Here is a 20,341-nt window from a genome sequence, read left to right as displayed (position 1 = left end):
CCACTGTACGGGCGGGTTTAAAAGATAAATTGTCGGTTCTAACCCAAAGTTAATCAACAAAACCCGCACGGCAGTCGCTACAACGCGGGGAACCCGCGCAATGCGCTGCCTCCCCTACTAACAAATGACAAATGACAAATGACTAATAACTAATGACAAGTTACGAAGCCTTTGGAATCACACCGGAAAATGTAACTGAGATTATACAAACGCGAACTGATTGTCAGTCAGACGCGCTAACGTATCTGCTCAATTCTGTTTATCCTGATGTCAGCGAATTTTGTCAATCTCAGTTTCAACTGCAACCCAGTGTTATTTCAGAGGTTTTGCAGAATTTGTGGCTACCTTTGGCGCTCAAACTAGCATGGCAGCGACAAAAAATAGAGTATCCCTTCATACAAGGCATTTTAGGAGGACAAGGCACAGGTAAAACAACTATATGCAAAGTTCTCTCACTGATTCTCCGACACCTGGGATATCATACGCTGAGTTTATCCCTAGATGACTTGTATAAAACTTACAGCGATCGCCTGATCCTAAAGCAGCAAGATCCGCGATTAGTTTGGCGCGGCCCGCCTGGAACCCATGATATTGAGTTAGGCTTAACTGTATTAGATAAAATTCGTCAGGGTGATTTGCCAGTAGCAGTTCCGCGCTTTAATAAATCAGCATATAACGGTGCTGGCGATCGCACTACTCCAGAAATTGTGACAAACGCTGATATTGTGCTGTTTGAAGGTTGGTTTGTAGGTGTGCAACCAATCGATGCGATCGCCTTTGATCATCCACCACCACCAATTTTGACAGCCGAGGATAAAGCATTTGCCCGTGACATGAATAATAAACTTTACGATTATCTACCCTTGTGGAAAAGGCTGGATAGCTTAATCGTCTTGTATCCGCAAGATTATCGCCTGTCACTGGAGTGGCGTAAACAGGCAGAAAAAAAATTGATTGCTGCTGACAATTCGGGAATGAGCGATTTGGAAATTGAGCAATTTGTCAATTATTTTTGGCGTTCTCTTCACCCAGAATTATTCATCAAGCCATTGCTCCAATCTCCAACACTAGTAGATTTGGTAATTGAGATTAATTCAGACTATTCTTTCGGTAGGGTTTATCAACCTAGTGATAATTAAAAAAACTAAATAGCCAATAGGGTGATTGTGGCAAGCACATATTTTGGTAGATTGGTAGATGACGCTTCATGCTAAGGTTATCCCCTTGGCTTTTAAAGCAGCAACTCTTCCGCCTAAATATGGTTCAGTATACTATCGCTCAAAGCCCAGAAATTATTATCACCGTTCCTGGTAGAGATTCAGCCAAAGCCCGTGAGAAAGCAATGGATCAATTAATGCAACTCATGGACGAAGGTAAGTTATCCACGGAATTGGAAGAAGGATTTAGCCCGCAGCAGTTAATTGAGGTGAAGGAAGTACCAATGGATACTACCAGTGGCGAGGACGAAATTACACAAGCCGTTCAGATTCTGAACAACCTAGCCACACTCAAGCTCAAAGTTCAAGAGACACGTACCGAGGCTTTGGAAATTCGCAAACAGGTTGATATCCTCTTTTCAGAGAAGTCTGTAACTGAAGAGGAAATTACTCGCCTCAAGGAAGGTTTTAAAGTTCTCAAGAATTTCGCCCAAGCAAATTTACGTTATCAGGAAGCAAAAGCTAAAGCAGAACAAGCTCGCCAAATACTTGATAGCGCTTTGAAATCACCTGAAAAGTAGCTGTTGGTGATGCTCGTGTATTCTGACGAATTTAATTAATTCGCCGATTAATCATTAGTAAAACTCTTGAACATCCGACCAACAGGAAGAACTTCCCCGTTGGGAAGTAGAAGTTCAAACTGCTGTATAACATAATAACCAAAACTTGCATACAGCAGTTCCCCAGCGAGTGTCGCTACAATCTCAATTTTGTTGAATCCAGCATCCCGCGCCGCTGCCTCGCACTTTTGCATAATTTGGCTGCCAATTCCTTGGCGTGCCCAATTGGGGTGGACAAAAAACGCACGGATTCTTGCACAATCAACTTTAGGATCGAGAAAACTTTCACTTTCAGCGTTTCTGCCTTGATCGCCTCCATAAAGAGTTTTTCGTTTACTCCATCCGCCACAACCGACAATTTGTCCTTTACTTTCAGCAACGAAATAGGTTTGGTCATGGATGAGTTGGCTATCAACATCAAAGATAGTCCCCAAGGCTCCTTCAATCTGCTTGGTAGTGTAGCAATTTGCTAGAAGCGTCCTAGCTGATTCTTGAATGATACTTGTAATTACAGGTATGTCTTCTAAACAAGCTAGGCAAATATATACATCCATCAAGCTGCTGTTTAAGTGAGCATTTTTCAGCTTAACTTAACTCTAGATATACATTTAACTAGGTTTTAACTGGGGCGCTAGGATTCGAACCTAGGAATGGCGGGACCAAAACCCGCTGCCTTACCGCTTGGCTACGCCCCAAAGCGTTTTCACTCTTAGCTAATATAGCAGCAACTCTAGGAGTAATGTCAAGTACTTTCATGTCTTAAATCTTGGATGAAATTTACTAAGCATTACCTAATTAGCGATCGCAATCATTTGTTGTGTGACAAAAGCAATCCCGACATTTTTTATCGGGTATGTTTGACTGGTATTTTTACTCGTGCTAGCATCAAGCGACAGTTGACGGACATCCAGGGAGAGCTAGTTCATGACTCAGGCAATCAACACCCAAACCAAAGCTGCTTTTCAGGCATTGAAATGTAAGGAATGTGGTGCGGAATACGAACTTCAAGCCAGCCACGTGTGCGAATTATGCTTTGGCCCTTTGGAAGTAGCTTATGATTACAGCGCCCTTCGTCGTAGTGTCACCCGCGAAAGTATTCAGGCGGGGCCGAATTCTATGTGGCGCTATCGTCAGTTTTTGCCTGTAAATAGCGAAAATCCCATTGATGTGGGAACTGGTATGACTCCTTTGGTACGTTCCCAACGCTTGGCTCGTCGCTTGGGCTTAAACAAGCTTTACATCAAGAATGATGCCGTCAATATGCCCACCCTCAGCTTCAAAGATAGGGTGGTATCAGTTGCTCTGACACGGGCGCGAGAATTAGGTTTCACTACAGTTTCCTGTGCTAGCACTGGTAATTTAGCCAATTCTACTGCTGCCATTGCTGCTCACGCTGGATTAGACTGCTGCGTGTTTATCCCTGCTGACTTAGAAGCTGGTAAAGTACTGGGTAGCCTCATCTATAGCCCGACTTTAATGGCGGTGAAGGGCAATTACGATCAAGTCAACCGCCTCTGCTCAGAAGTTGCAAATACACATGGTTGGGGCTTTGTCAATATCAATTTGCGCCCCTATTACTCAGAAGGTTCCAAAACCTTAGGCTTTGAAGTAGCCGAACAACTGGGTTGGCAGTTGCCTGACCATATTGTTGCACCTTTAGCATCGGGTTCGCTATTTACAAAAATCTATAAAGGCTTCAATGAATTTGTAGAGGCTGGTTTAGTAGAAGGAAAGCCAGTTAAGTTCAGTGGAGCGCAAGCAGAAGGTTGCTCTCCCATTGCTCAAGCATATAAAGAAGGGCGCGACTTTATTAAACCAGTTAAGCCAAATACCATTGCCAAATCGATCGCGATCGGTAACCCAGCAGATGGCGTTTATGCTGTGGAAATCGCCAAGAAAACAGGTGGCAGCATTGAGGCAGTAACTGATGCTGAAATTATAGAAGGCATCAAGTTGCTAGCAGAAACTGAAGGTATCTTTACTGAAACAGCTGGTGGCACAACAATTGCGGTATTAAAGAAATTGGTAGAAGCTGGCAAAATAGATCCAGATGAAACCACTGTGGTGTACATTACTGGGAATGGTTTGAAAACCCAAGAAGCTGTACACGGTTATATTGGAGAACCTCTAACAATAGAAGCAAAACTTGATAGTTTTGAACAAGCTCTTGAGCGTTCTCGGACACTCGAACGTTTAGAATGGCAACAGGTTCTCGTCTAAATGATGAATTGTGAATGATGAATGCTGAAAATTTTGCAATTTATCATTCAAAATTCAAAATTCAAAATTCAAAATTCAAAATTCAAACATGGCTGTAAAAGTTTTAGTTCCTACCGCTCTTCAAAAATTTACCAACAACCAAGCTACGTTAGAGTGCAGCGGCACCACCATTGCTGAACTGTTGGATTCCCTAGAAAAAGCTTGTCCTGGTATCAAATCGCGCTTGTGCGATGAGGCGGGCGAGCCTCGACGGTTTTTAAATTTGTATGTTAATAGCGAAGACATTCGCTTTCTAGATGGAACCGCAACACCTTTAAAAGATGGCGATGAAGTAAGTATCGTCCCTGCTGTAGCTGGTGGTTGAGCGAAAAGTTATGAGTTATGAGTTGGCAATGAAACTTTATTGCTCATAACTCTTGATTTTTCTTGTTGCGTTGGCAATCAATAATTAGCAATTAATTGGTTTAGTCTTTCTTGCCAATGTTCATTATTATTAATAGTCAAGATAATTCTTTTATATGATTCATTTTGCAGTTCAATAATTAAATAATCTTTATCTCTATTTACGTACCAAAACTCTTTGCCTCGGTTCGTATAATAAGTACCAGCTTTAATAAATCCTGGGATGAAGCTACCAGGAGCACGCAGTTCTTTCCAACTACTTTGAGGCTCGGCTGTTGTAACTTGGGCAATATTGGCAAGTGGGATATTCCAGCTTTTTCCCCAACAGACAGCTAGGAGTTGTTCTTTAAATGTAAATTCTATATTTAGTTTATTTTCATTGATGTATAAATCCATAGTCTATTAAAAGACTTATTTGAGTTCAAGCCTACTTAAATAACTCATAATTTTGATTATGAGCCTCAAAACCCTCGTTACCAGGTTGAACCTGGTAACGAGATCTAGAACGAGAACTGGAGCTTGTGACTCTCTCAATCGGATAGTGCGAGATATCAGTATATATAGACTGGCTTGACTATGTCAAAATGAAAATGACTGATACCTCAAGTATCTTAAGGTGAGCGATCGCTCCTCTAGCTAGACAAAGGATTGACCTGAGCAATGGCAGAAGAAACCAATCACAATGAAGCGGGAGAGGTGGCTCCCAGCACCGTTGACAAGCAAGCTCCCACCGTCGCTGAAGAACATGCTCCTAGCACCGACTCACCCGAAGCGACAGACATTCCTACTTCTAACGCACCAGATCCGAAAGCAGCAAATCCAGAAACAAACCCGAATGCTGCTGGAACTAAAACTGCACCGCCCAAGCGAGAAAAACCCGCCGCTAAGGCAGATGCAGGAGAAAAACCCGCCGCAGCTAAGGCAGCAAAAAAGGAAAAAGCACCAGGCGTTGAAGATAAGCCGTTTACAGAGTTTATCCAACAAGACTACTTGCCAGCTTTGCAAAAGGCGATCGCCCAACAAGGTGTTAAAGATTTACAGCTGTCTTTTGTCAAGCAAAAGATTCCTGTCAAAGGAATGGAACAATCTGGTGAGTGTTGGCAAATAGTTGGCAACTATCCAGATGGTGTGCGCCACTTTAACGTGTATTTCCCTGATGAAACCATTCAAGGGAAAAAAGCGTTTTCCTGTTATGAAGGCAAACAACCCAGTACTATAGAGTCATTCTTAATTGATGAGCGCAAAATTACCCTAGATTTATTAATTTGGGGATTAATGCAGCGCTTAGATGGTCAAAAGTGGCTAGGAAGAAATTAGAATTAACTAGCCTAGCCAAGTTCGTGGAAATGGTAGGTAACAGCTCCGGTAATGGGGTCGTTATCTATCCTTACATAACCAGACCTCAACATTTCCCGTAAAGCAGTTTCCACCTCAGTAAAACTGGCTCCTGTCGTTTTCACGCCCTGAGTTACAGTCAGCATACCACCTCTATGTTCTGCTGCTTCAATCAGCTTGACTATTAGCTGGTTACCCTTGGGATGATATACTTCGGAAGCAACGACTGGTTGGTGTAAAGCCACACCCAAAGGAGACAAGCCTGCTTTTAGTCTAAGTTTGAGTTCATGTTCGTCTACCATTTTCGGGATGAAGAACAGATCTGCAAACTGGCCGATTCCAAATACACCATAGGTTACCAACCATAATAAACCCGTCCCAATCTTGCCATTGTATAAACGGTGCAATCCACCCAAGCCGAAAAACCAGGCTGCATTCAAGATGTAGGAGACAAGCAGGCGTTCTTGATGTTCTTTATTATCATTATTTTCAGCTTTCATCTTGTTTTCAACCCCTCGGACTTGCTGCTCTCGCTTTTTTAGACAGTTTTTTTATTACTTTTTGTTGCTTAAGAGAAAAGGCAGTTAATTTTTCAAATTTAACAAACCACCATCTCAAAAAATGGAATAGCTGATAATCCTAAGATAGCTAACTTCTGGGAATATTTCAGGATTAGAGGTGGCTAAAAATACATATATTACATTTTGTTTCATCTGCCGATAAAGCCTATTTATACCAATCTTAAAAGCAAGCAACATATGAAGCCGCGAAGATGCGGGAATTGATGTGTCGCTAGATTTTAGAAACTAGCTATTTTGAGCGAAGATGGATTGAATTTGCCCAATCAGTTTTTCCGCACGCGGATATGCATCTCATTGCGAGCGATCGCACAATTATTTATGGGAGTTCCCTGTTGCCTATTAATGGCGTTGCTGATTCAATGTATGAATTTGTCTCACGCGGAGCCGCAGAGCCACAGAGTCGCAGATAGTAAGAGTTTTAAATGCCTGAGCTTTAAATTTCATACCTCAATTCAGCAATGCCCTATTAATTATGGGTGGCTCCTGGCACAGAAAAAATAATTTCTTCTAGTGTTCGCAGTAATTCTTGCTCGTTATAAGGTTTAGAGAAGTAAGCTTTAGCACCCAACTGCATAGCTAGTTGTCGATGCTTGTCGCTGCTGCGCGAAGTTAGCATGGCAACTGGTATGTATTTTAATTCATTGTTTGATTGGACACGACCTAAAAAGCCATAACCATCAATGCGAGGCATTTCGATATCACAAATCACAGCATTAATCTTCAAGCCATTTTGTAGCTTATCTAAGGCATCTTGCCCGTCTTTAGCTTGTTCAACTTGATAGCCTCCTTTTTCTAGAGTTAGCGCTAGAAAACGCCGGACATTAATTGAGTCATCAATAATGAGAATGGTACCTTTTGGATTTTGTGGGGTTGTTGTTTGTTGTTCGTCACCAGAATTGAGAAAAACGGATTTTACTTTTGTTGGTGGTAATTGATTGCTTTTAGTACGCTCATTAGTGGCATGAGCGTGTAGTAACTCGTTTATATTCATTAAGGCGACGACTCGACCATCACTGAGAACCGTACAATTGGTAAAGCCAGCAGGCAGAGGAATATTACCCTCAACCTGGCGGATTGCAACTTCCACCTCACCCCAACAACGCTCTATTTGTACTGCCACTGGTTGATTGCTACCTCCAACGATGAGTATGCTGGTAGCGTTAATTGCTGGAGGAGTTTCGAGGTTGGGATGATCGTAACGGGGGCAATTAAATTCCAAGTAACGATTGAGGCGAATTAATGGTAATATGTTCCCTTGCCAGTTAATTGCTTCGCCGTTTGCCATTGACAATACACATTCGTTTTCTAGTAAAAATATTTCCAAAATGGCGTCTGTGGGGAAAGCCAAGAGCATCCGATTGCTTTCTACCAATAGCACTCGTGCAACTGAGATGGTAAACGGTACTGACAGGATGAAAGTAGTTCCTACTCCTGGAGCAGTATCAATTTTGATATCTCCTTGGATTTGTTTAAGGTTACTGTGAACAACATCCATGCCGACACCACGCCCGGATAATGTTGTAACTTGGTCAGAGGTAGTAAATCCTGGCTCAAAAATGAGGGATAGTAATTCTTCGTTGCTTGCTTGTGCTAGTAGAGTTGCATCTAATCCCATCGCTAGGGCGCGATCGCGAATTTTTTCTAAACAAATGCCGCGACCATCATCTCTGACAGTAATAATTGTACGATTACCTTGGTGAAGTGCTGTAATTTCAATCAATCCTTGTTCTGGCTTACCGCTAGCACGGCGTGTTGCAGCATCTTCGATCCCGTGATCGAAGGCATTGCGCATCAAGTGCATTAACGGCTCACTCAAAGCTTCTAAAATACTGCGTTCAATTAAGGTGTTAGCACCATCAATTTTGAGATGCACATTTTTGCCGTACTCCACACACAATTCCCGTAAAGCCCTGGGGAAGCGATCAACAATATCGGATAGGGGGCGCATCCGTATTTGTGTGAGTTTTCTTTGTAATTGTTTTGATGTTTTGTTTTGCTTTCTGGCAATCTGATCTGTATCTTCAAGACTAAGTTGAATATCGGCTGTGACTTCTTGCACCTGCACAATGGTTTCCATAACTTCCTGAGACAGGAGGTTTAATTCGTTGTAGCGATCCATTTCTAAGACATTAAACCGACTTTCGCTGTCTTGTGTCTGGGAAGTGTAATCAGATGCCAAATCAACAGAATTATGACTATCTGCTAACGTCCACGATGAAACATCGGATGGCATAATGACTTGAGTTGCTATCCTGTCATAGGCTGTACGTAATTCTTGATTTTCTCGCTCCAGCACTTGTACTCTTTGATTAAGAGTACGAACCAACTTGCGCAATCTTTCTAACTGCAAGTTCAATCCATTGCGCTGGATAATTAGTTCAGAGAATAGATCGTTAATTTGCTCTAGCTGTTTACTAGGAACTCTGACTGTATTTTCTGAGTTTTCACGGTCTTTACTAGTACCATTTGTTTCTCTTTTATGTTCAACAAATTTGTAATCTGTACTGGAAATACTTGCGGTAAAAGCAACATCAGAATTACTATCATTTGTAAATTTAGCAACTAAGTCATCAAACTCTGTGGTGATAATTTCTTCTTCTACCCAAGCTTGTGCTGTAAATTCTGGTTGTAGAAATGCTTGTGTTTCTTTTGTTGATAGTTGTTCTCCTACAGAGACAAAATCATCTAGCTCTATTTCTGTTGGCAAGCAAGAACACTGATTGGCAATTACTAATGCTTGCGATCGCCTCCACATCGAGAGTACGGCACGGGCAATTTCGGCAATTTGGGAAGGGTGAGCAGTTTCTAAGCGATTGGTGACTGATTCACACAACTGCGTAAAAGCTTTGATTTGGAGCATTTCGCCTAAACCACCCAACTCTATTGCCATACTTGCAACTTCTTGTTTAAGAGTAGGTTGTTCGCCATCTGCTATCATAGCTTCTAAACGCTGCAAGCACGCCTCTACCTCAGTTTCAAAGAGTAGAGGTATGATATTTTGTCCATCATCTTCGGGTGAGAGGATACTTGTAGCATCTTCAGGAGTGGGATCGCCCAAACGCTGATGTAGATCTGCAAAAACTGGATAACAAAAGGTGGCTAACCACTGCTCATCTATAGCATTGCCCTGGGAGTGCAATTCTACAATTTGACGCAGCCAATCAACTCCAGACAGCAGTAAACTTTGTAATTCCGTGTCAAGCTCTAGAGAATTTTTTTGGGTTTTTAAGACTTTAAAGGAATCTTCGAGACGGTGTGCTAAATCCGAGATTTCGCGAAATCCCATCATCGCCGCGCCACCTTTAATGGAATGGGTAGCTCGAAGTGCAGCATTGATTTTTTCTGGAGCGATGCGATTGTTGCTCTCAATTTCCAGTAATATTCCTTCTAAGGTGTTTAAGTAATCTGTTGCTTCCTCCAGAAACTGCATCTGGATTTCAAATTCTTTGTACTGTGACATGATTTTTGTTAGTGGTTAGTGGTTAGTAGGGGAGGCAGCGCGCCCTCGCGGAGCCAGTGCGTTGCGGAGAGAAGTCTGTAGACGCTTCTGCGGCTTCCCGCAGGGTGCGGCGGCTTCCGCCGCTCAGAACTTCGGAGGGTTCCCCCCGTTGTAGCACCTGGCGTCGGTTTAAGCGCGTCGAGTGCGACTGCCGTGCGGATTTTGTTAATAATCTTGCCGTTCAAATGGATAATTTATTTTCTAAACCTGTCCGTACAGTTAGTAGCAATTTTTGTAGGGTGGGGCACTGCCTCACTTTCCTCAAGTTTTGACGTTATAAAAAGTGCCCACCTTACGGTTATTGAGAAGAGTGCAAAATCTCAGTGGAGGAACAAACAACCCATAACTAACAACAAATAATTAACAACTAACTAACTTTAAATGCACCAACTGTTTCTTGTAATTGTTGGGAAATATGCACAGTTTCCTGAAGAGATTCAGAAACTTGCAAAGAAGAGTCGCTAGTACGCTTGGAAATAGCAGCGATTTGTTTCATCAGTTCACTCACAGTTTGCGATGTTTCCACTCCAGAAGTTGTAGCAAAAGAAATTGATTGCACCAAGTCGTCGATTTGCTGTGAAACCTCTAATATTTGGCTGAGGCTGCTTTTTGCTGCTTCGACAAAAGAAGTGCCTTCCATTACCTGGGTTGTTCCTACTTCCATAGCTTGCACCACTTCGCTAGTTTCCCGCTGGATATTATCAACAATATCTTCAATTTCTTTGGTTGCTGCTGCCGATCGCGTTGCCAACTCGCCTACTTCTTCGGCAACTACAACAAAACCTTGGGCTTCTTCACCTGCACGTGCTGCTTCAATACCGGCGTTGATAGCTAACAAGTTAGTTTGCATGGAAATCTGATTAATTAATGCCACCACGCGGGTAATTTGTTGCGTAGATTCTCCTAATCGTTTGACTTTTTTGGTGGTTTCACTGACGGTTTCTCGGAGATGCAATATATTTTGTACTGTCAAATCCATTGCTTGTCCGCTTTTTGTAGCTGTCAGAGCAGCATTTTCGACAATTGCGGCAGCTTGCTGGGCGTTTTGAGCTACTGCTTGAATCGCTTGCGTCATTCGCTCGACAGCATCAAGAGTACGATCGACTTCCATCGCTTGTGTCTGTGCTTCTTGTGCTAGTTGACAAATGGCTCCAGAATTAGCATCGATCGCATGATTAACTTGACTCGCAGCAACTTTGACTTGCATCACAATCTCGCGCAAACTTTCAACGATGGAGTTGAAAAAGTCAGCAACGGTGCCAATTTCACCAGCGCTAACTTCAGCCCGCACGCTCAAATCGCCACTGGCTGCAACTTCTGCATACTTAAGTAGATTTAATAGTTGTGTTTGCAGGGCTTGTTTTTCTTCTTGTTCTTTGGTAGAAAATTGTTCTGCGATCGCTCTTGCTTGCTCTATTTCTTCTAGTAGCTCTGCTTGCTCAAGCGCGTAGCTAATTTGTATTGCTAGGTGTTGAAATAAATCAATTTCTATCTTTTGCCAATACCGGGGATTGCCGCACTGATGGGCAATGATGAGAGCAATCGGCTGTTGTTGATAAAAAATCGGTGCAATCAAGCTAGCTTTGACAGCAAATTTTTCTAAAATTTTGATGTCAGCATCAGCATCCTTCAAATTTGGCTCTTGATAAATATTAGCGATCGCCTGCACTTGAAGATTTTGAGAAATATCTACATGACGTTCCCAAAAACAAACATCATCAATTGGTACTCCCAAAATTTTCGGGTAAATTGCATTCACTGATTCGGCGATTACTTCACCATTTTCGGTATCAGAATTTAATTCGTAAATAAGTACTCGATCTGCTTTCAGTGCTTGCCGAACTTCTCTGACTGCTGTTATACAAACATCCTCTTTTTTCAAGCTGGAGCGAATACGTAGGGTAATATCTGTTAGTAATTGTCCTCGTTCGATATCTTTTTCTTGTTCTTTGAGTAGGGTTTCTAGTTGCGCTGCCATGTGGTTAATATTCGCATTTAAAACCCCTAGTTCATCTTCTTCTTTTAAGGTGATATGACTATTTTGTTCGCCTTGAGTGAATTTAGCTACCTTTGCTGTTGCCTTTAAAATTGGTTCTGTAAAACGTTTGGCAAACCAAGCTGCGATCGCCGCCGTAATTAATGCTGTCAGTGCCGTAGCGCTTGCGATTTTCCAGAACAGTTGTCTTTGCGGTGCAAATACAGTCGCCGCATCGGCGGAAAGCATGACTTGCCAGTTAAGATTCGGTATGTCTGGGGACTGTTTTAAGCGGGTAAAAGAAATTAGGTTTTCAGACTTAGTTTGAGGATTAATGACTGTCTGAGTAACTACCTTTCCTGTTGTATGTAGTTTGTCATCAAGAGGAAATTCCTGTTGAATGTTTTTATCTATATCCGCTTGTTTGGTAGCTGCGAAAATTTTACTTGAATCATTAATTAAATAGTAATTTAAATTATTTATGCTCTTGTCATATTCGGTTAGCTCTTCGATATTTTTGACAGGCATCTGCGCCACTACCACACCAATAGTTTCATTTGTAAACTTATTTTTTACAGGTGCAGCGATATAAATATTATTTGCTATTGGCTGGGTGATCGCTACTGTGTCATCTTTTAAAGCATTTTGAAAATAAGAATTATTTTGAGGACTTTCTAGCTCTTCGCCGGATGATTGAGCTATTAATTTGCCTTCACGATTAAAAATATAAATATTGCTGTAAAATTTATAGTTTTCTATTAACTTATCTAGCAAGGCTTGTTTTTCTTTTTCAGATCTAAGTGATAAATTTCCTAAAATTGGTAGATTAGATAGTACCTGAATATCCCGATGTCGTTCAAACATGAAACGATTAATCTTGTCTGTTAAAGCATTGAGTTCTATTTCTTGAGCTTTAGTAATGCTGTTGGTAAGAGAGTGACTAGTAAGTTTATATACAAGTACCCCAATCCCCAAAATCGGTAACGTACTAATAGCGATCGCCAATAAGGTTGCTTTCTTACTCAAGCTCAGTCGCTTACAAGCAGCAATAGCAAGATTAAAAGAAGAATTTCGAGTAGTGTCATCCTGAATGCGCAAACTAGGAAGTGGCAACAGGTTATCTTTCACCAGTGGAGATGAAATCATCGATTCTTGCCTGTGGGCATCATTATTCTTAGCTGCATCCGCTTTATTAAACATAAATAAATTCCTATAAATAGCTAACTCTTAATCCTCAAAATTCACTTTTCTAGTAGTAAATACTATTTACCTTGTAGAACAGAAGATTGTGCAATTGCCTGTGCATCTAATACCAAAAATATTTCTTGTTCTTGAACAACGCAGCCACGTAGATAAGGAACTAAACTTGAGGCTACTTGCCCAATCGGAGAGCAAATTTCTTCAGGCTGAAATTTAGTTGTACCTTTTATCTCTTGCACAACTAAACCCAAAATCATTGATTCGACTCGAATAATAATAATGTTGTACTGCCGAAACTGATAATCTAATGCTTCGAGATTGAACATCCTTGGCAAATCAACGATCCAAACTATACGGCTTCGCCAATTCATTAATCCTAGTATGCAGCCAGGCATATTTGGCATTGGTGTTACAGACTCAACAGGTACAACAATTGCCTCTTGCGTATATTTAACCGACAAAACAGCAGCAGCTTGTTGATTGAGTTGAAACTTAAGATAGCCATCTCCTATATTGCGATCGCGTGACTGTAAAGCAAGTGTAAGTTTTGAACTATTCATTGATTAAATTCACTACAGATTTAAGAGTATGCAAAAGCTGATCGCGAGTATAAGGTTTAGTGATATAGGCATCAGCGCCTTGTCTTCTTGCCCACAAACGATCTATTTCCTGATTTTTGGAACTGCAAATTACGATTGGTACTTTCTGAGTCAATGGATTTTTTTTCAAGGAACGACATAACTCAAACCCACTCATTTCTGGCATCACTACATCAGTAACAATCGCATCTATTTGTTGTGACGACACGGCTTTTTCTAAAGCTTCTTTTGCTCCAGCAGCTTTAATGACGTTATAACCGCTCTCTTTTAGATAGTGACTAATTAGTTCTAACTCACTAGGAGAATCTTCTACAACCAAAATAGTACTAAGCAAAGTCAGGCTCACTTTTAAATCTCCTCAAATCACTAAAAACTCGTTGTCTTTGGTTATTAAATATCTCATTATTTGTACTATCAATTGAGGTGTTTAAATACCATTTTTAACAAATCACGCTGTGTAAAAGGTTTAGTTAAATAGCCTGATGCTCTCACCATTGTTGCTTTAGCTCTGTCTATAAATCCTGTTCTGCCAGTTACCATAATTATTGGTATATTTTTAAAACTTGAATGCCGTCTTAGCAAAGAACATAGCTCGTAACCATCTAAATTTGGCATTTCTACATCTAATAAAATTAAGTCGGGCTTGCTGCGGAGAATTTGCATTAAAGCCTTCACTGGATCGTTAATCATCACCACAGCAAATGTATTTTCATCTAAAAAACTCCTGATGGAATGCAAAACAGTGAGACTGTCATCAATACAAGCAACTGTATATAGATTTTTGCTAGTAGGTGGCAGGGATAATTGGCGATCGCTATCTTCTAGATACTCAAAATCTGTTGTCGCTAACTGTTGCTCGGATGCAACGTGTGATTTTGCCTCAGTGTGAAAGGATTGTATTTGAGCAGGCAAAACTTGTGATTTATTTTGGATAGGAAGGTTTAACTCTCGCTCTTGTCTAACTTGTAGTTGTTTTTGACAATGTTCTACTAGCGATCGCAAATCCAAACAACAAAACTTCGGTAGCTCATCTAAGGAGGTTTGATTGTGAAATTCATAGCTTCCTTGTTTTAAGCCCAAAAATGATAGCAACACCTCTTTTGCCAATTCATCTATTAAGATTGCCGCTTGAGGAGGAGTGATGTAACCCTGATTTACCAACCAACATATAGCTAGATAATCTGGCTGTGACATCGACTGATTTTCACTTTTAGTATCAAACGTCAATCGCATCTGTACGCGATTTGCACTCGAAAGAGTCGGAATTTGTTGACTTAATAGTTGTAAGTGATGATCCAATCGCTCAAACAGTTTGTCCGAATAGGAAGCATACGTAAGTTTTCCTTCTTCTAAATAAATAGTCCAACAAGCTACACCAGTAAATACGCGTAAACAACCTGTAGCCCGTCTGCTAGTTAATTGCGCCAACAGAGATAGAGGGTGCAGTTTTTGGAAAAACCTGTAGCTACCTATAGGACTTGTGCTCATTTTGCTTGTGTATGTTGCTCAATTGGATATATCTAAGCTGTGTTTATGCAGAACTTTCCCACAATAGAATTCGATCAAATTGATTTTGTTTGTATTTAAAAATACAAATCGTGATTATTCTCTATGTGACTAAACTCAAGCGTAGTAATTTGTATGTAAAGATTAGAAAATTTCAGTGAACTAGTAAGTAGCTGTTATTTTACTTACGTTGTACCGAAATTGACAAATATTCTCTGGCAAAAGGTGATAAAAAATGTAAAAACTAGATTATGTTATTCACTGTGTAGTAAAAAAATATAATAACAACAGTAATAATACTGAAATTAATTATATGTAAGATAGGTGTGATCGCATTCTTTTATTATTCAATGGAAGACCATATTTGTTGAATGCACTGACGAACTTGTTGCCAATCGTTTGGTTGTAGTATTCCTAATTGGCGATCTATTAAACTCTTTTCTATTGTATTCATCTTATGCAACCGAACTATTGACGGACGCATTAAACCTGCTTGCTGCCATTCCAGTATTTCTATATCAAAAGCCGTTTTAACCAGTTGGCTGGTGACTCGTGACACAACAATATCATCATCTCCAGTATCTAAAAGTACTAGAGCAGGACGAAGTTTAAATGCAGCTGCATCTGAAAATGGCAATGCAAGCAAGACTACAGCACCAGGTTGATAGTTTTGCATTACCTATAGCGTGTCGTAAATGGCATCTTCTTCGTTGTAACCTTTTAATAATTGCTTGGCAGCAAGATGATGCCATGCTTTATCATCTTCTTCGTCTTCGTTCGGCTCATTGACTAGGATAATTACTTTGACTTGTTGATCGTGAGACAACTGGTGCAAAACTGTATCTGGTAATTCAATTTTGCCTTCGCTAGTGACTTTGGCAGGAAACTCGTATGCTTTCATATCATCTTAGACAGGATTGACAGGCCTGACACAGCACTGTTTTACAGGTAAGCGCAAGTATTTTGAAGCTTCTTCAAGGGTGAGAATATCTGGTAATGTAACTTGCTCCATACAGCACTGATAATATGCGCTATTGTAGATAAAATCGTAGCAAAAATACTGGGTTAATAGGCAGTAAGCGCGATCGCATTCTCTTCAATCAAAAAAGCGATCGCAATTTTTCGCCATATCTCTAGATGATGCATTAAATGTATAATTATCTAGTTTTTAGTGTATTTCCTGGTTAAAACAATTAAATGATTATCGTTACACCAGAGGAAATTAGCCAGTTTCGCAGCCAGTTGGCGGATAATCCAGAGGCTTTAGCAGCTTTGGATGCCATAGAAGAATGTAAGGGAAATCTTGAAGCCGCAACACAGTTAATTGCTGTTGAGACAACTGACGCAGAAGTCGGCTTCAAAGCAAAAGAAGATTCAAATTATTTAGAGAATTTAGCCCAAAAATTGAGCAAAATCATCTGCCAGGAAGAGTTTAAGGAACTGATGACGGGAGTATTGACAGCTGCGATCGCAACTCTAGCGGCGAGTGGCAATATTCCCGTAGCCTTAGCAACTCCAGTGGTAATTTACGTTGCTAAAATCAAAGTGAAGGATTTTTGTGAAGCTGCCAAACCTGAATCCTAAAGCCCTGTAGCTGTAAATCCTGCCCAGTAAAATGGTGCTGCAAAAGGGTGGGGTTTACGCTTGCAGGTTCTTCTTAATATCGCTCTTGCCACTGGACGCCAATCTTCTGAAATTTGAGCAAAAATTTCTTCAATTTGCCGCTGATATTTAATTAATAGCGCTTCAAATTCCTCTGTTGTTAAATTTCGCAACCACTGCTGTGCTTGATAGAGTGCTAAGGAGACACTATTTATTGTTTGCAGGTTTTCATAAAATTTCATCATCAAAAACGCCGTAGATAATTCGTCAACTCTCCACAAACTACTGACTACAGCTTTACTTCCAGCTAACAGAAAACCGCTAGGTAAACCAATATATTCGTCACTGGTATTGTTAAAATCAATCAATCCAGTTTCGCAGGCGGAAAGGGTGACGAGGCGACATTTTTCTAATTTGAGAGTGAAGATTTTATCGAGGGTAAGACATTTTTCTAAATCATGGGTTTCCCCTGCACGTAAATTCAGGTAACGTTCGGAATCAGGTTTTGTTGGTGTGTCTGCGATAGGAGCATTTGCCAAAATTAGAGCTGATTTACCGGGGTTTGTTAAGTTAAAATACCCGTGACAGCTAAAGTGGGCGCAGTGGTAATTATTTAAGTCAGAATTATTGATTGCTGTGAGTGTCGCTGCTGTTTTTTTCAGGACGTTGGCAGTCTTAAAGTGGCTTTGAATAACTTGTACTTCTAAATTAGTGTAAGCCAAGTCTTCTGTTGGGTTTTGAATAGCAAACAGGGATTGAAAATCAGGGCGTTGTCGCTTTTGCACTTGTTGCAGTAGTTGACAACTGGGTGCATAACTCACCCCACCAGCAAATAAATCCAGAAGACAAGATGACTTTTGATACTTTTGACTTGTTACCGGGAGTGCATGAAGGGGGAATAAGTGCAGGAAACGATGCGGAATCAATATGAGTTTATTGCAGTGGTTTGGTATCTTGGTCAATATTTCATCAATGTGCAGAATGGAGGCTAATTTCTTGAGTTCTTCCCCTAAGCTATTCCGCCATTCATCTTTTTGTTTGCCGTAGTTTTGTAAATATTGATTTAACCAATTTTCTAAAGCTTCTCGGTCTTCTAGTTGGGATTGCCAAACAGTGACCTCTCCTGTATATATAACAATAAACGCCAGAATTTTATTGTTGAGAACATACCACTCGATAATAGCTGTACGCTCATCCAAAGTAGCCTGGAATGAGTCAAATTTGAAATTATAACCAACGGGTAAATAGCGGTTTTGCAATTCATTACGCTGCTGTCGCAATGCTTGCAGATGTTTTGCTAAAAGTTTTTGATTTTCAGCTTTACCATTTTGGATTTGATATTGTCCTGTAGCTATTTCATCTCGCAGTTGCTCTAATTGCCTGAAAATATCTGGTGGAAAAATAGTTTTAGAATCGCGTTCCAAAATAAGTTCGACTAGATTCCGGGTTTTGCTGCGCTCAACGTATTCAATAGCCGTGGTAATGTTGCCTAGCTCCAGACAAATTTCTACGATGTTAAGATAAAGCGGATTCCACTTTTCAGCTTGTTTGCGTTTGCTTTCATCCCCAGAAACGATTTCCCCACGCAAGATATCTACAATTTCAATAGCATCTTGAAAGGAATTGTATGCCTCTTGTAAGCGTTGGGCATCTCGGTAAGTCACACCCAAGTAGAATAATGTTTCTGTATTATGTTGGGGAAAAGCATCAAACGTCCTTACCAGCAGCACTTCTTGAAAACTATTGATTGCTGTTTTTAAATTCTCAGCCTTTTCCCCTCTGGTTCTGTCACGGTAAGCATTGCCAAGATTATTTTGCGTTATTGACCATTCATAAGGAAAAGCCTCAAAAGTATAAACTTTGAGTGCTTCTCGGAAATAATTGATCGCCATTTCTAAATTTTCAGCCCGCTCCCCTCTGATTCTGTTGCGGTAAGCTTCACCAAGATTATTTTGTGTTCTTGCCCAATCGACCGGAAAATCTTCAAAAGTATAAACTTTGAGTGCTTCTTGGTTAGCGGCAATTGCTTTTTCTAAATTCTCATCTTTTACCCCTCTAATTCTTTCACGATAAGCATTGCCGAGATTATTTTGTGTTCTTGCCCACTCAGAGGGAAAATCTTCAAAAGTATAAACTTTGAGTGTTTCTTGATAAGCAGCGATCGCTTTTTCTAAATTCTCCGCTCGCTCCCCTCTGATTCTTTCATAGTAAAAGATGGCAAGATTATTCTGTGTCATTGCCCACTCAGAGGGAAAAGCTTCAAAAGTACTAACTTTGAGTGCTTCTTGGCAAGCAGCGAACGCCATTTCTAGATTTTCAGCCCGCTCCTCTTTGATTCTGTCAATGTAAGCACTAGCAAGGTTATTTTGTGTTCTTGCCCACTCAGAGGGAAAATCTTCAAAAGTATAAACTTTGAGTGTTTCTTGATAAGCAGCGATCGCTTTTTCTAAATTCTCCGCTCGCTCCCCTCTGATTCTTTCATAGTAAACAATGGCAAGATTATTTTGTGTCATCGCCCACTGATAGGGAAAAGCTTCAAAAGTATAGACTTTGAATGCTTCTCGATAAAATGCGATCGCAACTTCTAGATTTTCAGCCCGCTCCCCTTTGATTCTGTAAATGTAAGTACTAGCAAGGTTATTCTGTGCCATTGCCCACTCAGAGGGAAAAGCTTCAAAAGAATAGACTTTGAGTGCTTCTTGGAAACAATTAATTGCTGTTTCTAAATTTTCAGCCCGTTCTCCTCTAATTCTGTCGGAGTAAGCATTAGCAAGGTTATTCTGTGTCATTGCCCACTGATAGGGAAAAGCTTCAAAAGTATAGACTTTGAGTGCTTCTTGGAAGCAATTGATCGCTTTTTCTAAATTTTCAGCCCGCTCCCCTCTAATTCTGTAGCTGTAAGCACTGCCAAGACTATTGTGCGTCATTGCCCAATCGATTGGAAAAGCTTCAAAAGTCCTGATTTTTAGTGCTTCTTGGAAACAATTAATAGCTGTTTCTAAATTTTCAGCCCGCTCTCCTTTAATTCTTTCAGAGTAAGCATGAGCGAGACTATTTTGTGTGGCTGCCCACTCATAGGGAAAAGCATCAAAACTATATACTTTGAGTGCTTCTTGGAAACAATTGATCGCTTTTTCTAAATTTTCAGCCCGCTCCCCTCTAATTCTGTAGCTGTAAGCACTGCCAAGACTATTTTGCGTCATTGCCCAATCGATTGGAAAAGCTTCAAAAGTCCTGATTTTTAGTGCTTCTTGACAAGTAGCGATTGCCATTTCTAAATTTTCAGCCCGTTCCCCCTTGATCCGGTTACGGTAAGCACCAGCAAGGTTATTTTGTATAGCTGCCCAATCGACTGGAAAAGCTTGCTGGGTGTAAACTGTCAGCGCGAGTTCATAGCCAGTGATGGCAAATTCCACATTGCTGGCTTTGTTACCCAAAGGGAATTGCTGAATTAGATTGCTCAAAAGAAAAATATTTCGAGCGATGGATTTCGCTTCATCTGCTTTCGCTTCCCTCAGTCTATTTGTCCCCCACTGGCGTAATATTTCTGCTAACATCACGTCGAGTTTGTCTGTATTGTTTGCCAGCAAGGGATAAATTACCTGTGCGTTACCGTTACTGTCTGTGGTTGCTTGTAGTAGCGCG

General features: G+C 40.7%; 19 protein-coding genes and 1 tRNA gene. 8 read left to right on the top strand and 12 right to left on the bottom strand.

Going from position 1 to position 20,341, the window contains the following annotated elements; all coding sequences use genetic code 11:
* Positions 1–152 precede the first annotated feature (152 nt).
* Together UYC_RS0128340 and UYC_RS0128335 are read left to right on the top strand one after the other, a co-directional pair.
* Positions 153–1,139: a hypothetical protein gene (locus tag UYC_RS0128340; protein ID WP_016879155.1), complete on the top strand. Its 987-nt coding sequence runs from the start codon at positions 153–155 to the stop codon at positions 1,137–1,139.
* A gap of 119 nt (positions 1,140–1,258) precedes the next feature.
* On the top strand, positions 1,259–1,738 hold the full coding sequence (locus UYC_RS0128335; RefSeq protein ID WP_016879156.1) for a hypothetical protein: 480 nt from the start codon (positions 1,259–1,261) through the stop codon (positions 1,736–1,738).
* Positions 1,739–1,785: 47 nt separating this feature from the next.
* On the opposite strand, the gene UYC_RS0128330 is transcribed toward UYC_RS0128335, so the two are convergent.
* The gene (locus UYC_RS0128330; RefSeq protein ID WP_016879157.1) at positions 1,786–2,331 is read right to left on the bottom strand and encodes a GNAT family N-acetyltransferase; all 546 of its coding nucleotides are present in this window, start codon (positions 2,329–2,331) and stop codon (positions 1,786–1,788) included.
* Positions 2,332–2,400: 69 nt separating this feature from the next.
* Positions 2,401–2,472 (bottom strand) — tRNA-Gln (locus UYC_RS0128325).
* A 75-nt stretch (positions 2,473–2,547) separates the two neighbouring features.
* Here UYC_RS0128325 and UYC_RS38680 point away from each other — a divergent pair.
* From UYC_RS38680 to UYC_RS0128315, 3 genes are all read left to right on the top strand, one after another.
* Complete coding sequence (locus UYC_RS38680) at positions 2,548–2,757, top strand: hypothetical protein (RefSeq protein WP_157787706.1); 210 nt, start codon at positions 2,548–2,550, stop codon at positions 2,755–2,757.
* Entirely contained in the window at positions 2,702–3,997 is a 1,296-nt protein-coding gene (thrC, locus tag UYC_RS0128320) for a threonine synthase (RefSeq protein WP_016879158.1), read from the top strand. Before UYC_RS38680 ends, thrC begins: the two co-directional genes overlap by 56 nt.
* An 88-nt stretch (positions 3,998–4,085) precedes the next feature.
* Positions 4,086–4,361 carry a MoaD/ThiS family protein gene (locus UYC_RS0128315; protein WP_016879159.1) on the top strand — a complete coding sequence of 92 codons (276 nt, stop codon included), beginning with the start codon at positions 4,086–4,088 and terminating at the stop codon, positions 4,359–4,361.
* Between the two features lie 77 nt (positions 4,362–4,438).
* Here the strand turns inward: UYC_RS0128315 and UYC_RS0128310 are convergent, their stop codons facing one another.
* Positions 4,439–4,795 (bottom strand): hypothetical protein, encoded by a 357-nt coding sequence (locus UYC_RS0128310; RefSeq protein ID WP_016879160.1) that lies wholly within the window; start codon positions 4,793–4,795, stop codon positions 4,439–4,441.
* Between the two features lie 264 nt (positions 4,796–5,059).
* Here UYC_RS0128310 and UYC_RS0128305 point away from each other — a divergent pair, with 264 nt between their 5' ends.
* A complete protein-coding gene (locus UYC_RS0128305) occupies positions 5,060–5,716 on the top strand; it encodes a DUF2996 domain-containing protein (protein WP_016879161.1) in 657 nt (218 codons plus the stop codon).
* Positions 5,717–5,727: 11 nt separating this feature from the next.
* Here the strand turns inward: UYC_RS0128305 and UYC_RS0128300 are convergent, their stop codons facing one another.
* Positions 5,728–6,234, bottom strand: a complete 507-nt coding sequence (locus UYC_RS0128300; RefSeq protein ID WP_016879162.1) for a TM2 domain-containing protein — start codon at positions 6,232–6,234, stop codon at positions 5,728–5,730.
* A 365-nt stretch (positions 6,235–6,599) separates the two neighbouring features.
* Between UYC_RS0128300 and UYC_RS40045 the strand changes: the two genes are divergently transcribed.
* Positions 6,600–6,725 (top strand): hypothetical protein, encoded by a 126-nt coding sequence (locus UYC_RS40045; RefSeq protein WP_268744038.1) that lies wholly within the window; start codon positions 6,600–6,602, stop codon positions 6,723–6,725.
* Positions 6,726–6,781: 56 nt separating this feature from the next.
* On the opposite strand, the gene UYC_RS0128295 is transcribed toward UYC_RS40045, so the two are convergent.
* The 7 genes from UYC_RS0128295 to UYC_RS0128265 form a co-directional block, all read right to left on the bottom strand.
* Complete coding sequence (locus tag UYC_RS0128295; protein WP_016879163.1) at positions 6,782–9,775, bottom strand: hybrid sensor histidine kinase/response regulator; 2,994 nt, start codon at positions 9,773–9,775, stop codon at positions 6,782–6,784.
* A gap of 406 nt (positions 9,776–10,181) precedes the next feature.
* Positions 10,182–12,989 (bottom strand): methyl-accepting chemotaxis protein, encoded by a 2,808-nt coding sequence (locus UYC_RS0128290; RefSeq protein WP_016879164.1) that lies wholly within the window; start codon positions 12,987–12,989, stop codon positions 10,182–10,184.
* Positions 12,990–13,051: 62 nt separating this feature from the next.
* Positions 13,052–13,549, bottom strand: a complete 498-nt coding sequence (locus UYC_RS0128285; RefSeq protein WP_016879165.1) for a chemotaxis protein CheW — start codon at positions 13,547–13,549, stop codon at positions 13,052–13,054.
* Positions 13,542–13,934: a response regulator gene (locus tag UYC_RS0128280; protein ID WP_016879166.1), complete on the bottom strand. Its 393-nt coding sequence runs from the start codon at positions 13,932–13,934 to the stop codon at positions 13,542–13,544. The genes UYC_RS0128285 and UYC_RS0128280 overlap by 8 nt, the downstream gene beginning before the upstream one ends.
* A 68-nt stretch (positions 13,935–14,002) precedes the next feature.
* Entirely contained in the window at positions 14,003–15,076 is a 1,074-nt protein-coding gene (locus UYC_RS0128275) for a response regulator (protein ID WP_016879167.1), read from the bottom strand.
* Between the two features lie 361 nt (positions 15,077–15,437).
* Complete coding sequence (locus UYC_RS0128270) at positions 15,438–15,770, bottom strand: type II toxin-antitoxin system PemK/MazF family toxin (protein WP_016879168.1); 333 nt, start codon at positions 15,768–15,770, stop codon at positions 15,438–15,440.
* Between the two features lie 3 nt (positions 15,771–15,773).
* Entirely contained in the window at positions 15,774–15,995 is a 222-nt protein-coding gene (locus UYC_RS0128265; RefSeq protein WP_016879169.1) for a hypothetical protein, read from the bottom strand.
* Positions 15,996–16,291: 296 nt separating this feature from the next.
* Here UYC_RS0128265 and UYC_RS0128260 point away from each other — a divergent pair, with 296 nt between their 5' ends.
* Positions 16,292–16,678, top strand: a complete 387-nt coding sequence (locus tag UYC_RS0128260) for a hypothetical protein (protein WP_016879170.1) — start codon at positions 16,292–16,294, stop codon at positions 16,676–16,678.
* On the opposite strand, the gene UYC_RS0128255 is transcribed toward UYC_RS0128260, so the two are convergent.
* A partial coding sequence (locus tag UYC_RS0128255; protein ID WP_016879752.1) for a CHAT domain-containing protein occupies positions 16,675–20,341 on the bottom strand: 3,667 nt, incomplete at its 5' end. The two genes, UYC_RS0128260 and UYC_RS0128255, sit on opposite strands and share 4 nt — an antisense overlap.

This window comes from Chlorogloeopsis fritschii PCC 6912 (assembly GCF_000317285.1).
Lineage (GTDB): Bacteria > Cyanobacteriota > Cyanobacteriia > Cyanobacteriales > Nostocaceae > Chlorogloeopsis > Chlorogloeopsis fritschii.
Note: the sequence above shows the minus strand (reverse complement) of the source record. Positions and strands in the feature narration are given on the sequence as shown.

Bases quoted from the DNA above. Each gene is read 5' to 3' on its own strand.
- UYC_RS0128260 (WP_016879170.1), top strand. From the start codon at position 16,292: ATGATTATCGTTACACCAGAGGAAATTAGCCAGTTTCGCAGCCAGTTG.
- UYC_RS0128300 (WP_016879162.1), bottom strand. From the start codon at position 6,234: ATGAAAGCTGAAAATAATGATAATAAAGAACATCAAGAACGCCTGCTT.
- UYC_RS0128310 (WP_016879160.1), bottom strand. From the start codon at position 4,795: ATGGATTTATACATCAATGAAAATAAACTAAATATAGAATTTACATTT.
- UYC_RS0128335 (WP_016879156.1), top strand. From the start codon at position 1,259: ATGGTTCAGTATACTATCGCTCAAAGCCCAGAAATTATTATCACCGTT.
- UYC_RS0128295 (WP_016879163.1), bottom strand. From the start codon at position 9,775: ATGTCACAGTACAAAGAATTTGAAATCCAGATGCAGTTTCTGGAGGAA.
- UYC_RS0128275 (WP_016879167.1), bottom strand. From the start codon at position 15,076: ATGAGCACAAGTCCTATAGGTAGCTACAGGTTTTTCCAAAAACTGCAC.
- UYC_RS0128290 (WP_016879164.1), bottom strand. From the start codon at position 12,989: ATGTTTAATAAAGCGGATGCAGCTAAGAATAATGATGCCCACAGGCAA.
- UYC_RS0128340 (WP_016879155.1), top strand. From the start codon at position 153: ATGACAAGTTACGAAGCCTTTGGAATCACACCGGAAAATGTAACTGAG.
- UYC_RS38680 (WP_157787706.1), top strand. From the start codon at position 2,548: ATGAAATTTACTAAGCATTACCTAATTAGCGATCGCAATCATTTGTTG.
- UYC_RS0128285 (WP_016879165.1), bottom strand. From the start codon at position 13,549: ATGAATAGTTCAAAACTTACACTTGCTTTACAGTCACGCGATCGCAAT.
- thrC (WP_016879158.1), top strand. From the start codon at position 2,702: ATGACTCAGGCAATCAACACCCAAACCAAAGCTGCTTTTCAGGCATTG.
- UYC_RS0128330 (WP_016879157.1), bottom strand. From the start codon at position 2,331: ATGGATGTATATATTTGCCTAGCTTGTTTAGAAGACATACCTGTAATT.
- UYC_RS40045 (WP_268744038.1), top strand. From the start codon at position 6,600: ATGCATCTCATTGCGAGCGATCGCACAATTATTTATGGGAGTTCCCTG.
- UYC_RS0128270 (WP_016879168.1), bottom strand. From the start codon at position 15,770: ATGCAAAACTATCAACCTGGTGCTGTAGTCTTGCTTGCATTGCCATTT.
- UYC_RS0128265 (WP_016879169.1), bottom strand. From the start codon at position 15,995: ATGAAAGCATACGAGTTTCCTGCCAAAGTCACTAGCGAAGGCAAAATT.
- UYC_RS0128305 (WP_016879161.1), top strand. From the start codon at position 5,060: ATGGCAGAAGAAACCAATCACAATGAAGCGGGAGAGGTGGCTCCCAGC.
- UYC_RS0128315 (WP_016879159.1), top strand. From the start codon at position 4,086: ATGGCTGTAAAAGTTTTAGTTCCTACCGCTCTTCAAAAATTTACCAAC.